This window comes from Polaribacter sp. HL-MS24 (genome assembly GCF_032758595.1).
GTDB lineage: Bacteria > Bacteroidota > Bacteroidia > Flavobacteriales > Flavobacteriaceae > Polaribacter.
This window is the reverse complement of the sequence record NZ_CP136415.1, coordinates 1,057,924-1,078,022: the sequence shown is the minus strand read 5'-3', so window position 1 is coordinate 1,078,022 and position 20,099 is coordinate 1,057,924. Positions and strand designations below refer to the sequence as shown.

Sequence of the window (20,099 nt, the reverse complement as noted above, 5' to 3'; positions counted from 1 at the left end):
ATGTAAATAATAGAAAGATGGCATCAATTAAACCCGCTGAAGTATCAGCAATTTTAAAGCAACAATTAACAAACTTCGATGCAAACGCAACGTTAAACGAAGTTGGAACTGTTCTACAAGTAGGAGACGGTATTGCACGTGTATACGGATTATCGAACGTACAATATGGTGAGTTGGTAGAATTTGAAAACGGTTTAGAAGGAATTGTATTAAACTTAGAAGAAGATAATGCAGGAGTTGTATTATTGGGAGCTTCTACCTCTATTAAAGAAGGTTCTGTCGTAAAGCGTACAGAAAGAATTGCTTCTTTAAAAGCAGGAGAAGGTGTTGTTGGAAGAGTCGTAGATACATTAGGAAATCCTATTGATGGGAAAGGACCTATTGAAGGAAAAACCTACGAAATGCCTCTAGAGCGAAGAGCTCCTGGAAGTTATTTTTAGAGAGCCTGTAACAGAGCCTTTACAAACTGGAATCAAATCTATTGATGCAATGATTCCTATCGGAAGAGGTCAACGAGAGTTGATTATTGGCGACCGTCAAACAGGAAAATCTACCGTAGCTTTAGATACGATTTTAAATCAAAAAGAATTTTACGATGCTGGTGAGCCAGTTTATTGTATTTATGTTGCTATTGGTCAAAAAGCTTCTACTGTTGCATCTATTGCAAACATGTTAGAAGAAAAAGGCGCAATGGCTTATACAACCATCGTAGCTGCGAATGCATCAGATCCTGCAGCAATGCAAGTATATGCACCATTTGCTGGAGCAGCTATTGGAGAGTTTTTTAGAGATTCTGGAAGACCTGCTTTAATTATTTTTGATGATTTGTCAAAGCAAGCAGTAGCATACCGTGAGATTTCTTTATTGTTAAGAAGACCACCAGGACGTGAAGCATATCCTGGAGATGTATTTTATTTACATTCTAGATTATTAGAAAGAGCTGCCAAGGTGATTAATGATGATAAGATTGCAAGTGAAATGAACGATTTACCAGATTCTTTAAAAGGAATTGTAAAAGGGGGAGGTTCTTTAACTGCATTGCCAATTATTGAAACACAAGCAGGAGATGTTTCTGCATATATTCCAACAAACGTAATTTCGATTACTGATGGACAAATTTTCTTAGATGGAGACTTATTCAATTCAGGAGTTCGTCCGGCAATTAACGTAGGTATTTCGGTATCACGTGTAGGAGGTAATGCTCAGATTAAATCGATGAAAAAAGTATCGGGTACTTTAAAATTAGATCAAGCAGCTTATCGTGAATTAGAAGCATTTGCTAAGTTTGGATCTGATTTAGATGCAGCTACCATGAGTGTGATTTCTAAAGGACAACGTAATGTTGAAATCTTAAAGCAAGCGCAAAATGATCCGTATTCAGTAGAAGATCAAATTGCAATTATCTATGCTGGTTCTAAGAACTTATTGAAAGATGTTCCTGTAGATAAAGTAAAAGAATTTGAGAAAGATTATATTTCTTATTTGAATGGGAAACACAGAGATACTTTAGACACCTTAAAAGCAGGGAAATTAACCGATGAGGTGATTGCTACTTTAACAGAAGCTGCAAAAGAAATTTCAAGTAAATATTAAATTGGAAGTTAGTGTTAGTAGCAAGCTACTAAAAACTAATTACTAACAACTAATTAAGAACATATGGCAAATTTAAAAGAAATACGTAACAGAATTACATCCATTGGATCGACAATGCAGATTACCAGTGCCATGAAAATGGTTTCTGCTGCAAAGCTGAAAAAAGCACAGGATGCAATTACTGCAATGAGACCCTATTCTTCTAAATTAACCGAATTATTGCAAAATTTAAGTGCAACTTTAGACGGTAATGCAGGTGGGAACTATTCTACACAAAGAGAAGTTTCGAAAGTTTTATTTGTTGTAGTTACTTCAAATAGAGGTTTGTGTGGAGGTTTTAATTCTTCTATTACAAAAGAAGTCGTTCGAACCGTTGCTGAAAAATATGCAGATAAGACGGTGGAATTATTTACCATTGGTAAAAAAGGGAATGCTACTTTAGGAAAAACGTTTAAAGTAGTCGACTCTAGAGACGATATTTTTGAAAATTTGAACTTTGAGAGTGTAGCTGAAATTGCAACACAATTGATGGAATTATATATCGATGGATCTTATGATAAAATTGAATTGGTATACAATAGGTTTAAAAACGCGGCAACTCAAATCCCACAGGTAGAGCAGTTTTTACCAATCAAACCAGTAGAGGAAGGAACCACAGTTGCAAATTCTGATTATATTTTTGAGCCATCAAAAGAAGAGATTGTATTGGCTTTGATTCCAAAGTCTTTAAAAACGCAGTTGTACAAATCAATCAGGGATAGCTTTGCAGCCGAGCACGGAGCACGTATGACAGCAATGCATAAGGCAACGGACAACGCAAAAGACTTACGGGATGATTTATTGTTAACGTATAACAAAGCTCGTCAAGCAGCGATCACTAATGAAATTTTAGAAATTGTTGGAGGTGCAGAAGCACTGAATAATTAAACGAAGCGATAGCGGAGTTAAATTTCATAAAGGTGCAGAAGCACTAAATAATTAAACGAAGCGATAGCGGAGTTAAATTTCATAAATGTGCAGAAGCACTGAATAATTAAACGAAGCGATAGCGGAGTTAAATTTCATAAATGTGCAGAAGCACTGAATAATTAAACGAAGCGATAGCGGAGTTAAATTTCATAAAGGTGCAGAAGCACTGAATAATTAAACGAAGCAATAGCGGAGTTAAATTTGATAAATGTGCAGAAGCACTGAATAATTAAACGAAGCGATAGCGGAGTTAAACCTAAGTTTGTATTAGTATTCTAGTAAAACATAAAATTATCAAAGAGCGAATCAAAAAGATTCGCTCTTTTTTTTACCTTGGCATAGCATTTGTCTGAGACTAAAAAAAAAGATCATGAAAACAGCCGTATTTATTTTATTAGCATTGAGCTTTATGACTTGTAAAAGTATTCAGTTTGATCAAACTCCACCCTTTCAAATAACAGAAGCAACTTACAATACTTGGATTGGAGGCCAACCATAAGTGTCAGTGGAATCAATGTTTTTATTAACTATACATCAACAACTACAGTGGCTTTTGATTCGATCTACTTTCGAAATCAAGGAGTGCGATTGGAATCTGTTTCAAAAAATGGCAAAAACTCAATAGCAGGGTATTTTAGCACTTCTTCAGGTAATAGTACCTTAGATTTTATATTACACAAAGAATCAAAAAAAGAAGCAGGCAATTCACTTCCAGAAAAAAAAATTCCATTTGTTTTAAAAGAACATGAAGCCGTTATAAGCTACAAAGATGGAAGCAATACAAAGTATTATAAAATTACGGAGCTAAAAAAGAGTAAGACGAATTTTTATCAATAAGAACAAGGCAATTAAGTATCATAAGAGCATCCATTTTTGGGTGCTTTTTTTTTGGCACGCCTTTTGAAACTAGAAAGAAAGAATCTTAAACCAAAGCCCATGAACCTCACAAAACTACTTTTCACAGCATTCATTACAGGAATGTTTTTTACTGCTTGTACTGTAGTGTATGATGATATAGACCACGAATTGGAGGCTGAAATTTACTTAGAGTCTACGCTTTCAGAATATGACCTATGGTATGTAGATTATCACAGAACTACTGGTGCCGGAGATGTTCCTTTTTTATCCAGAGCGTTTACAATTTCTTTTAGAAACGGAATTTTATATGCTAATAACAATATTGTAGATATTGGACGAACTGGAAATGGCTTAGGGATTTCAGTAGGATCCTATAATACCTATCAAGGAATTTTAGGCACGAATCACGATCTAGATGGCTTTCACGATTTTGAAGTAACACAACTATCTGTCAATGAAATTCGAATCTATAATTATCGAGAAAATGTGAGTTATTATTTAATTGGTTATCATAAAAATAACTTTGATTACGACAAGCTATTCTATGAAAATATCGAATACTTTTTGCAAGAATTTAGAGCATGGGAAAAAATAGCAACTACTGGTGGAACTCCAAATGCATTTGATGCAGAAAATTACCTGCAATTTACTCCAGAAAACACCTCTACATTTTATAGTTCTAAAGATACAATTGGCATAGAGGTTGGGGGTATTGATTGGAGTTATGTTGGAGGATATGAAGTGTTTGATGTAAGAGGGTATGAAGACCTGAAAATTTTAACACTTAACTATGATGCTGGCGATGTGGAAGAATTTGAGTTAAGCGTTCTAGATGATGAGACGATTAGTCTATATCACATCAATAGTAAAACTACTTACGAGTTTTTTGGTCGCGGGTTTATTCAGTATTTAAAAGGAGGTAAAGCATTAGAAACTACAGTGCCAGCGGTTAGAAACAGCAACCGAAAACGAGTAAAAATAGCAAGAAAATTAAAGTCTAAAAGAAATTAAAAATAAAGTTTGGTTAGTTGATTTTCAATTGGTTATTAAAGAGAACCAATTGAAAGGGAAACCGCTCTAGAGATGGAGCGGTTTCTTCTTTGTTGATAATTCAGTACAAAAACAAACGGATCTCCCATTTCTTTTTTTACTTTTATGACTGCAAAACTATTTTGCAAAATCAGAAACCATTACCTTAAAAATTTATTTACAGAACACAATTATACCAAATGAAACAAACCGCATTTATTACAGGCGCAACCTCAGGTATTGGAAAAGCCACTGCAGAAATTTTTGCAAAAAACAACATTCGTTTAGTTCTCTGTGGACGAAGAGCAGATCGTTTAAAAGCATTGCAGACATCGTTATGTAAATTGACTGATGTAATCACTTTAGAGTTTGATGTCTCTAAGAGAACTGAAGTGAAAACGGCGATCGATTCGCTCCCAGAAAATTTCAAACAGATTGATATTTTAATCAATAATGCTGGCAATGCACACGGATTGTCTACCCTTCAGGATGGAGATTTAGACGATTGGGATGCCATGATTGATATCAACGTAAAAGGACTACTCTATGTTTCTAAAGCAATCATTCCCCAAATGACAGAAAGAAACAAGGGTTTTATTGTGAATATCGGCTCTATAGCAGCAAAAGAAGTGTATCCCAATGGAAATGTATATTGCGCGTCAAAACACGCTGTAAACGCCTTAAATAAGGCAATGAGAATCGATTTACATAAGCACAACATTCGGGTTGCAGCAATTCATCCAGGAGCAGTTGAAACCGAATTTTCAGAGGTTCGTTTTAAAGGCGACATAGAAAAAGCAGCAAATGTGTACAAAGGCTATAAAGCCTTGCAGGCAGAGGATATTGCAGATATTATACATTTTGTAATCACTAGACCCTATCATGTAAACATCGAAGATTTGGTAGTCTATTCAACTGCACAAGCAAGTGCAACAATTTTAAACAAACAATAAAAAATGACCACAAAAAAAATTATAATAGGATGCATGTCTTGGGGATTTTGGGGCAAAAAATTATCAACAAAAGAACAAGCAGATCTTCTTCAGTTTTGTGTTGAAAATGGAAACACCACCTTTGATCACGCAGATTTGTATGGCGATTATACAAACGAAGCAGATTTTGGAAAAGCCTTTGTAGAAAATGGAGTCCGACGGGAAGACATTGAAATTATTTCTAAATGTGGAATTTTAAATCCTGGGCAAACTCGAAAAGGTGACATCAAACACTATAAGTATTCGAAAGAGTATATTATTTGGAGTGCTGAAGAATCTTTAAGAAATCTAAAAACGGATTATTTAGACACTTATTTATTGCACAGACCAAGCCCATTAATGCATCCCGATGAAATTGCAGAGGCCATTACGAGTTTACAGGCAAGTGGAAAAATAAACGCCTTTGGTGTTTCGAATTTTACCCCTTCACAAGTGGATCTGATTGATGCAAAAATTCCTATTGTTACCAATCAAATTGAATTTTCTTTGACACAACATACCGCAATGTTTAATGGGTCTTTAGATCATATGATTCAAAAAGAAATCCAGCCGATGAGCTGGAGTCCTTTGGGGAGTATTTTTAAGACCAAAAATGAACAAACGGACAGAATACAACCGGTTTTAAAACGCTTATCGGAAAAATATGCTCTTACAGAAGATGCTATTTTATTGGCTTTTGTTTTAAAACATCCAGCGAATGTTTCGCCAGTAATTGGAACTACCAATAAAAATCGAATCCAAAATGCCAACAAAGCTTTTCAAACCGAATTAGAAATTGAAGACTGGTTTGAATTGCTCATTGCAAGTCAAGGCCACCAAGTCCCTTAAAATGATCAACAAACGCTTACTTATCAAAAACCTACTTTCTCACAATGATGAGAATAGTTTTTATGACAAGAAGCAAAAGTTATCCTTAGGGTCAAAAGAAGGAAAAGCCAAGTTTTTAAAACATATCTGTGCCCTTTCAAACTCGAATCCATCCAACAACTCGTTCATCGTTATTGGAATTGAAGACAAAGAAAACAAAATTGTTGGGGTCGATTTTTTTGATGACAGTAAAATTCAAAACCTTATCAATGCCTATTTGGAAAACCCGCCAAAAATAACCTATGAAAATGTTCCTTTTTCTAGCTTGCCAAGGCATAAAGTAATTGGTTTGGTTACTATTTTTCCAACAAATACGGTTACTTCTTTTTTAAAAAATGCATGGAAATACAAGCGGAAAAGTATTTTTTATCGAAGAGGAAGTATTTCTATGCCGTTTTTTGGAGAACATTTTAAACTTCGAAATACCAATCAACAAAGGGTTGAGGCGATTCAGAAGAACGCCAGTAATCATATCGAACTCACCCTCAATGGGGTATTCGACTTTATGAAGAATCACAAGCCCGAGTACAATCCTCAATATAAAGTTTTCAACGAACAGTTTGTATTGTGTTGGGCAGGAAAACAAAAAAGGAGTAATGGTGAGGAGTATTTTTCTAGAGTAGATATTGAACTAATAAATGAACAAGTACAGCTTTTTTACTCAGCATTGGATGATGTTCAAATCAGCTATAATTCTACCTCATTTATTGTGACTGAATTTATTTTATTAGGACTGGAACAACAAGAAAAACACTATCCCTTAGAAAAGACCATCATCAATTTTAAAGAAAACGGACAACACGATATTGTCAATGAATTTCTATTTCAACCCCTTAAATTTGAGGATAGTATTATCAATCACATTTATCAAAACTGCAACGCAATTGTTCGAAAAATTATGAAAGAAATTCCTCTCTCAGTTACTGAGCATGAAGATGTTTTACGATTGCCAACGAACTATTTAATTTGTTATGTGCACGGTTTTCTAGAAGTCGCAGACCAGCTTAAAAAGGCAAAAAATTATATTAAAGATTTTACTGATGAAACAACCTATCTCAAATACAAAGAGGCCCTTCGGGTAATTCGGAAATTAAAGTATCAGTAAGGATGTTTTTTTAAAATAATTGGAGTTTTTAGATCCCCTCAACAAATTTTAGAAAGACTTTTTTATGCAGCTCGAGATTCATTGATGGAGAAAGCGCCACACGTACAATATAATCCTTGTCGCCTTCTTTTGTAGTTCCTTGAGTAGAGGTTGCAGGAATGGTCCAATAGCATCCGTTCAATTGCCCATAGCTCACACAAAACTTACTTTCATTTGGAATTTCGGCGATCATCAAATTGATTAATTTCAGGTTTAAGACTCTCTTATAAGCTTCTTTTTCTGCATCTGAATTTCCCTGAGTGGGTAGGTCCAATGAAAATACAGAGGGGGTAAACCCTTGTGAAGCCAATTCTTGGGAAACAAAATTAATTTTCGCAGCGGGTAAGGTCTTTTCGATATAGTTGACAAACTCACGGGTATTCTCATAGGCTTCTTGAATTCTTTGATTCATAGAAGGCAATTGTGCAGCCAAGATTTCATATTGAAGCGCTGTTGCCTCGTTATCACAAAGGTTTAGGTGGAGGTCAATTTTCTCCATCAAGTCTGTGGTTTTAGTATTTCCCACGCAGTATCCAGCAGTACATTTCCCTCCGCTTGGAAACTTTGATCCACTGGCATAGGAAAGGGATCGAACCGTGGAAAGAATTTCACCACTCCCTAAAAAGAGAACATTTGGACAAAAGGTCTGGTCTAAAATAAAAACAGGATCAATAGCAACTTCACCAGAAGCTGTTTTTCGAACCGTACTCAATACGTTTTTTAACTCGATAAGATCGGGGACTTCCACCCTTGGGTTTGTAGGAATTTCAGCAATGATATATGGAATTGCATTTTCCTCTGCTGTTTTTGATAGAATTAGATCAATACTTTGCACCATCTCATTATCACCATCTACAGGTAAATCGACTACTTCTACATTGTCAATGCAAGCAGCAACACGCCTTGCTTGGTCATTGGTCCCTCCATAACAATTTGGAGGTACAATAAATTTGATAGCCTTTCCTGGATGATTTTCTTGCGCATGATGAATAAGTCCCATCATAATAGCATATTGTACCGAAAGGCCACTTGAACCAACTACTGGAGTTATTGTAGTTTTGGTGATGGCTTTAATGGAATTGAGAACAGCATTTTTATTGGTGACTGATAAGGTCTTTGGTTCGGTAGAAACTGATTGACCGACGAGCTGTTTTAAAGCAGTAAGACAATTTGTAGGAGTCATGGCAATTGTTTCTCTTCTTCGAACATGTTGAATGTCAGAAATTGAAGAGTTGTTATGTTTTCCATGAATGTATAAAAGACTACCAAGCTGTGGGTTGCTAGTGATATAAAAATCGATGTTTTTAGAGAGTGTAATTTTAGAAAGATCTTCTTGTTGTGAAATATAAAGAGTATTGCCATCAAATTCAGACAAATCTTCCATTTTTACAATTTTTCTCAATTCAAAATCATAACCATAAACGCGTTTCAATACCTCAACATCTACTGAAGTTGGAAAAGACCCAGTATAGACGATTTGTGTCTTTGTTTTTGAGATTAAATTTTTGCGTAGGATTGCCAAAATTGGAATCGTCTGAGAGGAAAAACTAATTATATTTTCAGGATTGAGCTGGTGTAAGTTGGCAATTCCCCATTCTAAAATACAAGATAGTGGGTGTCCCAAACGAATGTAATCATAGGCAGTAGGTAGTTTATTGAGTGCCGATGTTTCAATGGTATTGGTACGAATTAAGACTTCAATTTCTTCTAAAAATTGTGTTTTTGCCAATTTTTCGTCATAGATGTCGAGTCGGTGAGTTGTTAAATTAATCCAACTCAATGGCATGTGTTCTATGATTTTTTGAATCGAAAGTAATAGGGTATTGTCTTGCATAATTCAGTCCTTTATATAGCTCCACAATCTACGTCAATTAGTGCTATTTTAAAAGGCTTGTTAAACGTTTTCTTCTATTGATTTGCACTGATATGATTTGGGAGCCAATCGAGACAACCCATAATTATTGGAAAGCAAAAAGCCAACTCCGAAAAGTTGGTAATGCATCTTAATTAAAAACGGTAGAAACCGGTTTACAAATTAAATTTAATTCCTTGTGCCAATGGTAACTGGTCCGAATAGTTGATTGTATTGGTTTGTCTTCGCATATACACTTTCCATGCATCAGAGCCCGACTCGCGGCCACCTCCAGTTTCTTTTTCTCCTCCAAAAGCGCCTCCAATTTCAGCACCAGAAGTTCCAATATTTACATTGGCAATTCCACAGTCTGATCCTGCATAGGATAAGAATTTTTCAGCTTCTTTTAGTTCGTTGGTCATAATTGCAGAGGACAATCCTTGTGCAACGCCATTTTGCATTTCGATGGCATTTTCTACATCACCTGAATATTTCATGAGATACAAAACCGGAGCAAAAGTTTCTTGTTGTACAATTTCGAAATGATTTTCTGCTTCAATAATTGTAGGTTTTACATAGCAACCACTTTCATAACCTTCACCTTCCAAAACACCTCCTTCAACCAATACATTTCCACCTTCTGCTTTTGCTCTTTCAATGGCAGATAGGTAAGCTTTTACGGCGTCGGTATCAATTAAGGGCCCTACGTGTTGGGTTTCATCCAAAGGATTTCCAATCTTAATTTGTTGGTAAGCACCTACAATGGCGTCTTTTACTTTATGATATACCGATTCGTGAATGATTAATCTTCTGGTAGAAGTACAGCGCTGTCCACAAGTTCCCACAGCGCCAAATACAGCACTAGGAACAACCACTTTTAAATCTGCAGTTGGTGTAATGATGATTGCATTATTTCCCCCTAATTCTAAAAGTGATTTCCCAAAACGCTTTGCAACTGTAGCCCCAACGATTCTTCCCATTCGGGTAGATCCAGTCGCAGAAACTAAAGGAATTCGAGTGTCGGTTGTCATCATTTCACCGACGGTATAATCTCCATTGATGATGGAAGAAATTCCTTCAGGTAAGTTGTTCTCTTTTAAAATTTCAGCAATTATATTTTGACATGCAATCGAACACAAAGGCGCTTTTTCAGATCCTTTCCACACACAAACATCTCCACAAATCCATGCCAAAGCAGTATTCCAAGCCCAAACAGCTACTGGAAAATTAAATGCAGAGATAATACCGACAACTCCAATTGGGTGCCATTGCTCTCTCATCACATGTTCTGGGCGTTCAGACGGGATGGTTTGTCCGTTCAATTGTCTAGAGAGTCCAACTGCAAAATCACAGATATCAATCATTTCTTGAACCTCTCCATATCCTTCTTGTAAGGATTTCCCCATTTCATAAGAAACGAGTTTTCCCAAGGGTTCTTTTAAGGCTCTTAATTTATTTCCAAATTGACGAACAATTTCTCCTCTTTGTGGAGCTGGCATCTGTCTAAAAGCTTTAAAAGCTTCTGTCGCGGAAGTCATTACTCTTTCATAATCTTCTTTGGAAGTTGTTATTACTTTTCCAATTAATTTTCCATCTACTGGAGAATACGATTCGATCACTTCGCCTGAAGAGAAATGATGAGACCCTGTAGAAGTTCCGTAATTCATATCTTTAACACCCAATTTATTTAGGGCCTCTTGCATTCCGAAATCTGTCATTTTGTAGTTAAATTTAAGTTGATTAAATTGAAGCTCGAATTTACGAATAATTTTAGACATCAATAAATTAAACACAAATAATGTTTTTTGTTTAATTTCAAACATATAGGTTATGAAATCACTATCATTTATTGTTGGAGTCTTACTCCTTTCTTTTGGATGCCATAGGGAGGCATCATCCAATGAGGCTCTTGAAAAAACGATTCAAAAAGAAAATAAGTTTGCAATCATTATTCACGGGGGTGCAGGAACTATTTTGAAGAAAAATATGTCAGAAGAAAATGAAATTGCGTACAAATTGAAACTAGAAGAAGCGATTAAAGTGGGACATACAATTCTTAAAACTGGAGGAACAAGTCAAGAGGCTGTAATGAGAACCATTCAGGTAATGGAAGAATCTCCTTTATTCAATGCAGGAAAAGGAGCCGTATTTACCCACGATGAAACCAACGAGCTGGATGCTTCTTTTATGGATGGAAAAACTCGAAATGCAGGTGCGGTTGCAGGAGTAAAGAATGTAAAAAGTCCAATTGCCTTGGCGATTAAAATCATGACGCATTCCGATCATGTGATGCTTTCTGGTGAGGGCGCTTCTCGTTTTGCCAAAGAACAGGGTTTAGAAATTGTGCCTCCTAGCTATTTTTATACTGAAAAAAGGTTTAAGTCTTTACAAAGAATCCAAAAGAAAGAGAAAACGAAGATGGGAGAAAAGGATTTAAAAGCCGCTTTTTACGACGCGGAGATTAAAAACTCAAAATTTGGAACGGTGGGATGTGTAGCATTAGACAAGAGCGGAAATATTGCTGCTGGAACTTCTACAGGCGGAATGACCAACAAACGCTGGGGAAGGATTGGAGATGCTCCTATTATTGGTGCTGGAACCTATGCAAATAATTTGACCTGCGGAGTTTCTGCTACAGGTTGGGGAGAATATTTTATCAGAGGTCAGGTTGCCTATGATATTTCTGCTCAGATGGAATACCAGCACAAATCACTCAAAGAGGCTACCACAGATGTTATTCAACATAAATTGACACAACTAGGCGGAACAGGGGGTGTTGTGGCACTGGATAAAGATGGAAATATGTCTTTTGAATTCAATACCGCAGGAATGTACCGAGCCTCTATGAACGATCAAGGAACCCTGATTGTAAAAATTTATAAAGAATAAGGACAATTGCTCATTTTATCTTGATTCCTTCATTTAGCTGCGGCTAATAATCTTATTTTTGCAGGAACTTATGCACAAAGCAATTTTTAACATACAATCTACAGAAGAATTCAAAGAAGCAGCTCTTCAAGTTTTTAAACACCAGTTTAAGAACAACAAAGTGTACCGTTCTTTTTGCGATTTGATCAACGTACATCCTTCCGATGTTCATAAAGTAGCAGAGATTCCGTTTTTGCCCATTCAATTTTTTAAAAGTAAAAAAGTTGTTTCTACTACCGATGAGGCTCAAGAAATATTTACCAGTTCTGGAACTACAGGAAGCATTACAGGCAAGCATTTTGTAACCGATATGGAGGTTTACAAAGAAAGTTATTTAAAAGGTTTTCATCATTTTTATGGCAATATTGAAGATTATACCGTTTTGGCTTTATTACCCAATTATTTAGAACGCAAGGGTTCTTCGTTGGTGTATATGGTTGAAGATTTAATTGTGAAATCTAAAAATCCTGAAAGTGGATTTTATCTTCATAATTTGGAAGAATTGGCTCAAAAACTCTTGAAATTAGAGCAAAAGGGGCAAAAAGTACTCTTAATAGGTGTTTCTTTCGCGTTGTTGGATTTTATTGAAATGCAGCAATTTGATTTAAAAAACACCGTTATTATGGAAACTGGAGGGATGAAAGGTAGGCGAAAGGAGTTGGTGAGAGCTGAATTGCATAGTCTTTTACAAAACGGATTTGGAGTTGATATAATTCACTCAGAATACGGAATGACCGAATTGTTAAGTCAGGCATATTCTAAAGGAAATGGGGTTTTTACAACACCTCCTTGGATGCAGGTTTTAACAAGAGACCCAGAAGATGCTTTGACAATACAGACTACAGGGAAAAATGGCGGAATCAATGTCATCGATCTAGCAAACTTCAATTCCTGCGCATTTATTGCGACTCAAGATTTGGGAAGAGTATTTCCAGACGGAACCTTTGAAATTATAGGGCGCTTTGATCATTCAGACATTAGGGGATGTAATTTGATGGTGTTGTAAGCGGTCCTCAATTTTTGTGAATACAATCCAAAATAACAATATTATGAAACCTTTTTACTTGCTATTTTGTATCGCAATCACTAGCAGTGTATTCGCACAAAAATCACAGTATAATACCAATAAAGGCTATGTAGCTGAAGGCTATGACCTTGTCAGTTACTTTCAGCAAAAAGCTGAAAAAGGAGACAAAAAATTTACGACTTCCTATGATGGAGTTCAATTTAAATTTGCATCCAAAGCCCATTTAGAAGCTTTTCAAAAAGCGCCTGAACAATACGTTCCTCAATATGGAGGATACTGCGCTTATGCCATCGGATTGAAAGGGAAAAAAGTTGGTATTAACCCAAAAACCTTTGAAATTAGAGAAGGGAAACTGTACCTCTTTTACAATTCTTGGGGCACAAACACCTTAGATCTTTGGAACGAAGAAGGTGCTGAGAAACTACAAAAACAAGCCGATATCAATTGGCAAAAAATTATTGAGGATTGAGTTTTTTATAGATTGAAAAGGTTCTGAGTCATACTCAGAACCTTTTTGGGTTCTTTCAGTTCCTCCATAGAAGGCAACATATTCTTAAATAAGATTAGACAACAACTAATAAATAGTAGGTTTTTTTACCACGTTGTAAGAGTACATATTTCTGTGCGATCAAATCTTTTTTAGAGATGCTAAAGTCTTCACTTACTTTTTCTTTGTTTACAGAAATGGCATTTTCTTTGAGGGCTCTTCTTGCTTCACCATTGGAGCTTAAAAAGTTCGTTTTTGCTGCCAAAGCACCAATCATGTCCAAACCTTCTTCAACATCAGTAATCGAAACAGTTGCTTGTGGTACTCCGTCAAAAACATCTAAAAAAGTTTGTTCGTCCAACGATTTTAAATCGGAGGCGGTAGATTTTCCAAACAAAATATTCGAGGCTTTTATTGCATTTTCAAAAGCATCTTGCCCATGAACCAATAAGGTAACTTCTTCTCCTATTCTCTTTTGCAACAAACGCAAATGAGGCATTTCTTTATGCTCAAGAATTAACGCATCGATGGCTTCCTTTTCTAAAAAGGTGAAGATTTTAATATAATTTTCAGCATCCTCATCAGAAGCATTTAACCAGTATTGATAAAATTTATATGGAGAAGTTCTTTTGGCATCTAACCAAACATTTCCTCCTTCAGATTTCCCAAACTTAGTTCCATCTGATTTTGTGATTAAAGGACAGGTAATTGCATAGCCTTTTCCGCCACCAATTCTTCGAATCAATTCCGTTCCTGTTGTAATATTTCCCCATTGGTCGGAACCTCCCATCTGAATTGAGGTGTTGTGATTTTGATACAAATGCAAGAAATCATATCCTTGAACCAATTGGTAAGTAAATTCTGTAAAGGACATTCCTTCTTTAGACTCAGATCCAATTCTGTTTCTTACAGAATCTTTTGCCATCATATAATTTACAGAAATATGTTTTCCAACATCACGAATAAATTCTAAGAAAGAAAAATCTTTCATCCAATCGTAATTATTTACCAAAACGGCTGCATTTTCTGCATTGGACGTAAAGTCTAAAAAATGACTTAATTGCCCTTTAATAGCCTCTTGATTGTAGCGTAAAGTTGTTTCGTCTAATAAATTTCGTTCGGCAGATTTCCCAGAGGGATCTCCAATCATTCCTGTAGCTCCACCCACCAATGCAATTGGTTTGTGACCACATCTCTGAAAATGTGCAAGCAACATAATTGGTACTAAATTTCCAATATGCAAAGAATCGGAAGTAGGGTCAAAACCTACATAGGCACTTCTCATACTTTCTAATAAATGCTCCTCTGTTGTTGGCATGCTGTCGTGCAACATTCCTCTCCATTGTAATTCTTCAATAAAATTTTTCATCCAAACTTAAATATTATGTATTTTCTTTAAATACAGGTGCTCAACGGAATGTGTTGAAGTTGTAGGCTTTTTGTTTTCGATTTCAAAAAGCGTTGTTTTCCATTGCGAAAGAAGATCACAGAACTTCTTTTTAACGAAGCAAAGATAAACTTATCAATCAAAAAACCATAACTTCGCTGTATGATTTTAGTTACAGGGGGAACAGGTTTAGTAGGGGCACATTTATTGTATCATTTGATCAAAAAGGATCAGAAAGTTCGAGCTATTTATCGAACTGAAGTAAAGATTGAAGCCGTAAAAAAAGTGTTTTCCTATTATTCAGAAGACGCGTCTCTTGTGTCAAAGATAGAATGGTTTAAAGCCGATATCACCAATGTTCCGGATATGATTCCTGCCTTTATTGGTGTTGAGAAAGTTTATCATTGTGCCGCTCTTATTTCTTTTCATCCTAAAGATTACAGAGAGATGCGAAAAGTAAATATTCACGGAACAGCAATTCTTGTTAATCTTGCGATTGATGCCAAGATAAAAAAAATCTGTTTTGTGGGTTCCATTGCTTCAGTGGGAGATTCTTTACAAGGAGGACTTATTACCGAAGACAACGAGTGGAATAAAGAAGCAGACAATAGTGGGTATGCAATTACCAAATATGGTGCTGAAATGGAAATTTGGCGTGCTAGCTAGGAGGGTGTTGATGTAATCGTTGTAAACCCTGGAGTTATTTTAGGAAGTGGTTTTTGGAATTCAGGTTCTGGGAAATTATTCAGTAAATGCGCTCAAGGATTCAGATACTATACAGAAGGAGTGACTGGATTTGTTGGAGTAGAAGACGTTGTTAATTCAATGATCCTTTTGATGGAGTCTAGGACCAAAAATGAGCGATTTATTTTAGTTGCTCAAAATAAAACCTACAAAGAAATTTTAGACGCTATTGCACTTGTTTTAGGTGCAAAAAGACCTGTGAAAAAGATTTCCTCATGGCAAACCAATATTCTATGGCGAGTTTCAAGCCTCTTCTCCATAATTACAAGAAAAGAGCCATTATTGAGCAAGTATTCGGCTAGAAGTGCCCATCAGATCTCTAAATATTCTTCAGAAAAAATCAAACAAACTCAAGGGTTTCAATTTACAGAAATTGACAAAGTGATTTTGAAGGCAGGGGGTCATTTTTTAGAGGACTTGAAAGAATAAGTCGCCCTTTCAGGGTTCAAAACCCTGAAAGGGATTGTTTTATCCATTTACATTTTTGGTTTTGACTTCTTGCTTTTTTTCAGGAGATTCCTATTTTCTTCGATATCGTCTTTTAGTAACGGTTTTTTTGAATTGAGCTGTTGTATGGAGTCTCTAGTAATTGAATCGTTTATTGTCTTTAAGGTACTGTATTTCTTTTTTTCGATTTCCAGCGTTGTTTTTACCTTGGATAAAATTTCGTCATAGTCATCAATTCTAGAGGTGTAATACAGGCTACTTTTCATAAAACGTGTTGAATCTATTTTGAAGCGATCGTACACAAAAGGGAAGTAATTTATTTTCCGTTGTAAATTGATGGTCTTGATATTTTTTGCTGAAGCAGCAATGATCATTTCATGAATCAAAATCGCCATGGTGTCCTTTGGAATCAAATCTGTAGGTTTTTTATAAATGGTATTGCTAGTACAGTTGTACAAGAACATCACTACAAAGACAAAGACAATTTGTTTTTTCATTTTATCGATTAAAAGTGATTCTTTTTCCTTTGATTTCTTCATTAAAAATCCCATTATGATACATTAAATTTCCATTCACAAAGGTATGGGTGATGGTCGAAGAAAAAGTGGTTCCTTCAAAGGGAGACCAGCCACATTTATACAAAATATTGTCTTTGGAGACGGTTTGAGCTTGGTTTGGGTCAATTAATACCAAGTCGGCAAAAAAACCTTCTTTCACAAATCCTCGTTTTTCTATTTGAAATAAAATCGCTGGATTGTGACTCATTTTTTCAACAGCTTTTTCAATAGGAATGACACCTTCTTTAACTTTTTCTAAAATAGCTAATACGGCATGTTGAACTAAGGGTCCACCACTAGGTGCTTTTAAATAGCTGTTGTTTTTTTCTTCTAGAGTATGCGGAGCGTGGTCGGTTGCCAAGACATCAATTCGGTCGTCCAGTAGGGCTTCCCATAAACCTTGTCGATCCTTGGTCGTTTTTACTGCAGGATTCCATTTAATATGAGTTCCTTTTTTATCGTAATCCTCATCTGAAAACCACAAATGATGAATGCAAACTTCTGATGTAATTTGTTTTTCCGCTAAAGGAATGTCATTTCTAAAAAGAGCCGTTTCTTTTGCAGTTGATAGGTGAAAAACGTGCAATCTAGCACCTGTTTTTTTTGCCAACTCAATCGCTTTGGACGATGACAAATAGCAAGCCTCTTCACTTCTGATGAATGGGTGGTATTTGATTGGAATGGCATCACCGTATTTTTCTACATAGGTTGCAGTATTTTTTCGAATGGTTGCTTCGTCTTCACAATGCACTGAGATGATCATTTTTGTTGACGAGAATATTTTTTCCAAGACAGCTTCATTGTCTACCAACATATTTCCGGTAGAAGAACCTAAAAATAATTTGATTCCTGCCACTTTTTGGGGATCGGTTTTTAACAATTCTTCGAGGTTGTCATTGGTGCCACCAAACATAAACGAATAGTTTGCATATGAATCTTTAGATGCAATTGTAAACTTTTCTTCTAATAAGGACTGTGTTGTTGCTTGAGGTACTGTATTTGGCATTTCAATAAAGGTGGTAATTCCACCTGCTATCGCTGCTTTACTTTCAGTAGCAATGTTTGCTTTGTGTGTTAAACCAGGTTCTCTAAAATGAACCTGATCGTCGATAAATCCAGAATTAGATACTTTCCCTTTGCATCGATTACTGTAACTTTAGTAGGGTCTGTGATCGAAATGGAAGGAGCAATTTTTTTAATGCGTTCATTTTCAATCAAAACATCCCCTGTAAAGGTCTTGTTTTCGTTAACGATATTGGCATTTTTAATTAAAGTAGATGCTGTCATATTTTTTTAAATATCGATTCGCATGTTTACTAAACTCTTTTCAAACCCAAAACGCTCGTAAGCTTTTATTGCCGAAAGGTTATTGCTGTAAACATCTAATCGGAGTTCATTTAATTTTTTTTCTTTTGCCCAGTCTTGCAGGGAGCTTATCACAAAGTTACTAATTCTTTTTCCTCTAAATTCTGGTTTTACATAGATAAATCCAATATATCCATGGGTTGGGTTTTTATGATAATGCTTTGAGTTTTCCACTCGAAGATAGCCCGAAGCAACTAATTCATTTCTACTAACTGCCACTACAAAATGGATTTGATCAGAAGAAATTAATTCTGGAATGTTATAGTACGTCAAGGTTCCTTCAGCTAAAAAAGGATCTAGAGGTCTTTCAGCCTCAATAACTCCTTGTTCAAATTCTAATAAGGTTTCTAAATCACTCGCTTTTGCCGTTCTGATCGAAATTGAATTCTCCATACATTTATTTTGGCAATCCGTTTATTCTCATTTTGATCACTCCAAAAAGAGCTTCAGATACAATGTTTCCACTCATTTTAGAAGCCCCTAAAGTTCGGTCAGTAAAAATTACAGAAACCTCTTTGATCTTGAATCTGTGTTTCCATGCTTTGAATTTCATTTCAATTTGAAAAGCATACCCAACAAATTTTATGTTGTCCAATTGGATGGTTTCTAAGACATTGCGTTTGTAGCAAACAAAACCTGCAGTGGTATCAAAAACAGGAATTCGCGTAATGAAACGAACATACTTGGAGGCAAAATATGAGAGCAACAATCGCTTGATGTCCCAATTAACTACGTTTACTTGATTGTTTACGTATCGAGAACCAACAGCAACATCCCCTCCTTCGAGCGCACAGGCATTGTAAAGGCGAATCAAATCGTTTGGGTTGTGCGAAAAATCGGCATCCATTTCTATGATATACTCATATTTTCTATCAATTGCCCATTTGAAACCATGAATATAAGCAGTTCCTAAACCGTTTTTTTCTTTTCTGTTTTCAATAAATAGTTTTTGAGGAAATTCAGAAATTAATTGTTTAACAATTCTAGCCGTACCGTCAGGGGAATTGTCATCTACAATTAAAAGATGAAAGTCCTTTTTTTGATTGAAAGTAGCTCTAATGATGGCTTCAATATTCTCTTTTTCGTTATAGGTGGGGATAATAACCAACGCGTCTGACATAAATCAATTTTCAGGGAGTAAGAAAGCAAATATACAGTATTTAATTACTAATTTTGTGTTAATCTTAGAAAACCAAAAAACTTGCAAGCAATAGAAAGAATTGATATTTCTACAAATTGGGTAACCCTCATTTTTATGGGATTACTGTTTTGCATTTTTTTACTTAAAGGATTTGATCGTACCAAATTAAATGAATATGGAAGGGCTTTCTTTAATGACGGCTTTATCATTTCAGAAATCGAAGAAAGAGTTTCTGTATTCAATCGGTTTTCTCTCATACTATTTTCTTTTACAATCCTCATTTTTTCGATGCTTAGTTTTTTTGCAATCAATTATTTTACCAATCAAACGGAGTTAAACAGTTCTTTTTTTTCAAAAATTTTAGGAATTGTTTTTTTGTATTTTAGTTTAAAAAGAATTTTAGAGTTTTTGCTTCCGATGCTGTTTTCAATACAATCCCAAACAATTTTCTTCTTAACTGCTAAAAAAATATATACGGATACCCTAGCTCTATGGATTTTTCCAATCCTAATTGTATTTTTTTATACCCAATTTAATAAATTGATTTTATTCATTATCATTGCGGTTCTATTTTTGATAAAGATCTTGCTGTTATTTTCCAATAACAAAAACCTGATTTTAAGTAAGTTATTTTATATAATTTTGTACCTTTGTGCCGTTGAAATTGCGCCCCTATTTATTTTATTTAAATGGATGTTTTAAATACAAAATT

At 35.4% G+C, this 20,099-nt stretch carries 19 protein-coding genes and 2 pseudogenes; 14 read left to right on the top strand and 7 right to left on the bottom strand.

The window, feature by feature from the left end:
• Positions 1-17 precede the first annotated feature (17 nt).
• The 8 genes and pseudogenes from atpA to RRF69_RS05075 all read left to right on the top strand — a co-directional run bounded on the left by atpA (position 18) and on the right by RRF69_RS05075 (position 7,413).
• Positions 18-1,593, top strand: a pseudogene (gene atpA, locus RRF69_RS05110) (F0F1 ATP synthase subunit alpha).
• Between the two features lie 63 nt (positions 1,594-1,656).
• Positions 1,657-2,520 (top strand): ATP synthase F1 subunit gamma, encoded by an 864-nt coding sequence (atpG, locus tag RRF69_RS05105; protein ID WP_316940932.1) that lies wholly within the window; start codon positions 1,657-1,659, stop codon positions 2,518-2,520.
• Positions 2,521-2,932: 412 nt separating this feature from the next.
• Positions 2,933-3,061 carry a hypothetical protein gene (locus RRF69_RS05100; RefSeq protein WP_316940930.1) on the top strand — a complete coding sequence of 43 codons (129 nt, stop codon included), beginning with the start codon at positions 2,933-2,935 and terminating at the stop codon, positions 3,059-3,061.
• An 89-nt stretch (positions 3,062-3,150) separates the two neighbouring features.
• A complete protein-coding gene (locus tag RRF69_RS05095) occupies positions 3,151-3,399 on the top strand; it encodes a hypothetical protein (RefSeq protein ID WP_316940928.1) in 249 nt (82 codons plus the stop codon).
• Between the two features lie 99 nt (positions 3,400-3,498).
• On the top strand, positions 3,499-4,431 hold the full coding sequence (locus RRF69_RS05090) for a hypothetical protein (protein WP_316940927.1): 933 nt from the start codon (positions 3,499-3,501) through the stop codon (positions 4,429-4,431).
• 218 nt (positions 4,432-4,649) lie between these two features.
• Positions 4,650-5,402, top strand: a complete 753-nt coding sequence (locus RRF69_RS05085) for an SDR family NAD(P)-dependent oxidoreductase (protein ID WP_316940925.1) — start codon at positions 4,650-4,652, stop codon at positions 5,400-5,402.
• 3 nt (positions 5,403-5,405) lie between these two features.
• Complete coding sequence (locus RRF69_RS05080) at positions 5,406-6,269, top strand: aldo/keto reductase (RefSeq protein WP_316940923.1); 864 nt, start codon at positions 5,406-5,408, stop codon at positions 6,267-6,269.
• Position 6,270: 1 nt separating this feature from the next.
• The gene (locus RRF69_RS05075) at positions 6,271-7,413 is read left to right on the top strand and encodes an ATP-binding protein (RefSeq protein ID WP_316940921.1); all 1,143 of its coding nucleotides are present in this window, start codon (positions 6,271-6,273) and stop codon (positions 7,411-7,413) included.
• Positions 7,414-7,441: 28 nt separating this feature from the next.
• On the opposite strand, the gene RRF69_RS05070 is transcribed toward RRF69_RS05075, so the two are convergent.
• Complete coding sequence (locus RRF69_RS05070; RefSeq protein ID WP_316940919.1) at positions 7,442-9,286, bottom strand: cystathionine beta-synthase; 1,845 nt, start codon at positions 9,284-9,286, stop codon at positions 7,442-7,444.
• Positions 9,287-9,480: 194 nt separating this feature from the next.
• Entirely contained in the window at positions 9,481-11,022 is a 1,542-nt protein-coding gene (locus RRF69_RS05065) for an aldehyde dehydrogenase family protein (protein WP_316940918.1), read from the bottom strand.
• 112 nt (positions 11,023-11,134) lie between these two features.
• Between RRF69_RS05065 and RRF69_RS05060 the strand changes: the two genes are divergently transcribed.
• The 3 genes from RRF69_RS05060 to RRF69_RS05050 all read left to right on the top strand — a co-directional run bounded on the left by RRF69_RS05060 (position 11,135) and on the right by RRF69_RS05050 (position 13,728).
• Positions 11,135-12,193 (top strand): isoaspartyl peptidase/L-asparaginase, encoded by a 1,059-nt coding sequence (locus RRF69_RS05060; protein ID WP_316940917.1) that lies wholly within the window; start codon positions 11,135-11,137, stop codon positions 12,191-12,193.
• Positions 12,194-12,263: 70 nt separating this feature from the next.
• Positions 12,264-13,238, top strand: a complete 975-nt coding sequence (locus tag RRF69_RS05055) for an acyl transferase (RefSeq protein WP_316940916.1) — start codon at positions 12,264-12,266, stop codon at positions 13,236-13,238.
• A 43-nt stretch (positions 13,239-13,281) separates the two neighbouring features.
• Positions 13,282-13,728, top strand: a complete 447-nt coding sequence (locus RRF69_RS05050) for a YHS domain-containing (seleno)protein (protein ID WP_316940915.1) — start codon at positions 13,282-13,284, stop codon at positions 13,726-13,728.
• Positions 13,729-13,822: 94 nt separating this feature from the next.
• On the opposite strand, the gene tyrS is transcribed toward RRF69_RS05050, so the two are convergent.
• The gene (gene tyrS / locus RRF69_RS05045) at positions 13,823-15,115 is read right to left on the bottom strand and encodes a tyrosine--tRNA ligase (RefSeq protein ID WP_316940914.1); all 1,293 of its coding nucleotides are present in this window, start codon (positions 15,113-15,115) and stop codon (positions 13,823-13,825) included.
• A 180-nt stretch (positions 15,116-15,295) separates the two neighbouring features.
• Here tyrS and RRF69_RS05040 point away from each other — a divergent pair, with 180 nt between their 5' ends.
• Positions 15,296-15,799 (top strand): NAD-dependent epimerase/dehydratase family protein, encoded by a 504-nt coding sequence (locus tag RRF69_RS05040; RefSeq protein ID WP_316940912.1) that lies wholly within the window; start codon positions 15,296-15,298, stop codon positions 15,797-15,799.
• Between the two features lie 120 nt (positions 15,800-15,919).
• A complete protein-coding gene (locus tag RRF69_RS05035) occupies positions 15,920-16,306 on the top strand; it encodes a hypothetical protein (protein WP_316940909.1) in 387 nt (128 codons plus the stop codon).
• A 47-nt stretch (positions 16,307-16,353) separates the two neighbouring features.
• Here the strand turns inward: RRF69_RS05035 and RRF69_RS05030 are convergent, their stop codons facing one another.
• The 4 genes and pseudogenes from RRF69_RS05030 to RRF69_RS05015 form a co-directional block, all read right to left on the bottom strand.
• On the bottom strand, positions 16,354-16,821 hold the full coding sequence (locus RRF69_RS05030; RefSeq protein ID WP_316940906.1) for a DUF4296 domain-containing protein: 468 nt from the start codon (positions 16,819-16,821) through the stop codon (positions 16,354-16,356).
• 1 nt (position 16,822) lies between these two features.
• A pseudogene (locus tag RRF69_RS05025) lies at positions 16,823-18,168 on the bottom strand (dihydroorotase).
• 6 nt (positions 18,169-18,174) lie between these two features.
• A complete protein-coding gene (locus RRF69_RS05020; RefSeq protein WP_316940903.1) occupies positions 18,175-18,639 on the bottom strand; it encodes a GNAT family N-acetyltransferase in 465 nt (154 codons plus the stop codon).
• Between the two features lie 4 nt (positions 18,640-18,643).
• Positions 18,644-19,366, bottom strand: a complete 723-nt coding sequence (locus RRF69_RS05015; protein WP_316940901.1) for a polyprenol monophosphomannose synthase — start codon at positions 19,364-19,366, stop codon at positions 18,644-18,646.
• 135 nt (positions 19,367-19,501) lie between these two features.
• Here RRF69_RS05015 and RRF69_RS11765 point away from each other — a divergent pair, with 135 nt between their 5' ends.
• Complete coding sequence (locus tag RRF69_RS11765; protein ID WP_410479476.1) at positions 19,502-20,089, top strand: DUF4271 domain-containing protein; 588 nt, start codon at positions 19,502-19,504, stop codon at positions 20,087-20,089.
• The last annotated feature ends 10 nt before the right edge of the window (positions 20,090-20,099 follow it).

What these genes read in the sequence shown, in the direction of transcription:
- atpG (WP_316940932.1), top strand. Translation starts at nt 1,657, where the DNA reads ATGGCAAATTTAAAAGAAATACGTAACAGAATTACATCCATTGGATCG.
- RRF69_RS05090 (WP_316940927.1), top strand. Translation starts at nt 3,499, where the DNA reads ATGAACCTCACAAAACTACTTTTCACAGCATTCATTACAGGAATGTTT.
- RRF69_RS05075 (WP_316940921.1), top strand. Translation starts at nt 6,271, where the DNA reads ATGATCAACAAACGCTTACTTATCAAAAACCTACTTTCTCACAATGAT.
- RRF69_RS05100 (WP_316940930.1), top strand. Translation starts at nt 2,933, where the DNA reads ATGAAAACAGCCGTATTTATTTTATTAGCATTGAGCTTTATGACTTGT.
- RRF69_RS11765 (WP_410479476.1), top strand. Translation starts at nt 19,502, where the DNA reads ATGGGATTACTGTTTTGCATTTTTTTACTTAAAGGATTTGATCGTACC.
- RRF69_RS05060 (WP_316940917.1), top strand. Translation starts at nt 11,135, where the DNA reads ATGAAATCACTATCATTTATTGTTGGAGTCTTACTCCTTTCTTTTGGA.
- RRF69_RS05085 (WP_316940925.1), top strand. Translation starts at nt 4,650, where the DNA reads ATGAAACAAACCGCATTTATTACAGGCGCAACCTCAGGTATTGGAAAA.
- RRF69_RS05050 (WP_316940915.1), top strand. Translation starts at nt 13,282, where the DNA reads ATGAAACCTTTTTACTTGCTATTTTGTATCGCAATCACTAGCAGTGTA.
- RRF69_RS05040 (WP_316940912.1), top strand. Translation starts at nt 15,296, where the DNA reads ATGATTTTAGTTACAGGGGGAACAGGTTTAGTAGGGGCACATTTATTG.
- RRF69_RS05030 (WP_316940906.1), bottom strand. Translation starts at nt 16,821, where the DNA reads ATGAAAAAACAAATTGTCTTTGTCTTTGTAGTGATGTTCTTGTACAAC.
- RRF69_RS05020 (WP_316940903.1), bottom strand. Translation starts at nt 18,639, where the DNA reads ATGGAGAATTCAATTTCGATCAGAACGGCAAAAGCGAGTGATTTAGAA.
- RRF69_RS05055 (WP_316940916.1), top strand. Translation starts at nt 12,264, where the DNA reads ATGCACAAAGCAATTTTTAACATACAATCTACAGAAGAATTCAAAGAA.
- RRF69_RS05080 (WP_316940923.1), top strand. Translation starts at nt 5,406, where the DNA reads ATGACCACAAAAAAAATTATAATAGGATGCATGTCTTGGGGATTTTGG.
- RRF69_RS05015 (WP_316940901.1), bottom strand. Translation starts at nt 19,366, where the DNA reads ATGTCAGACGCGTTGGTTATTATCCCCACCTATAACGAAAAAGAGAAT.
- RRF69_RS05070 (WP_316940919.1), bottom strand. Translation starts at nt 9,286, where the DNA reads ATGCAAGACAATACCCTATTACTTTCGATTCAAAAAATCATAGAACAC.
- RRF69_RS05065 (WP_316940918.1), bottom strand. Translation starts at nt 11,022, where the DNA reads ATGACAGATTTCGGAATGCAAGAGGCCCTAAATAAATTGGGTGTTAAA.
- tyrS (WP_316940914.1), bottom strand. Translation starts at nt 15,115, where the DNA reads ATGAAAAATTTTATTGAAGAATTACAATGGAGAGGAATGTTGCACGAC.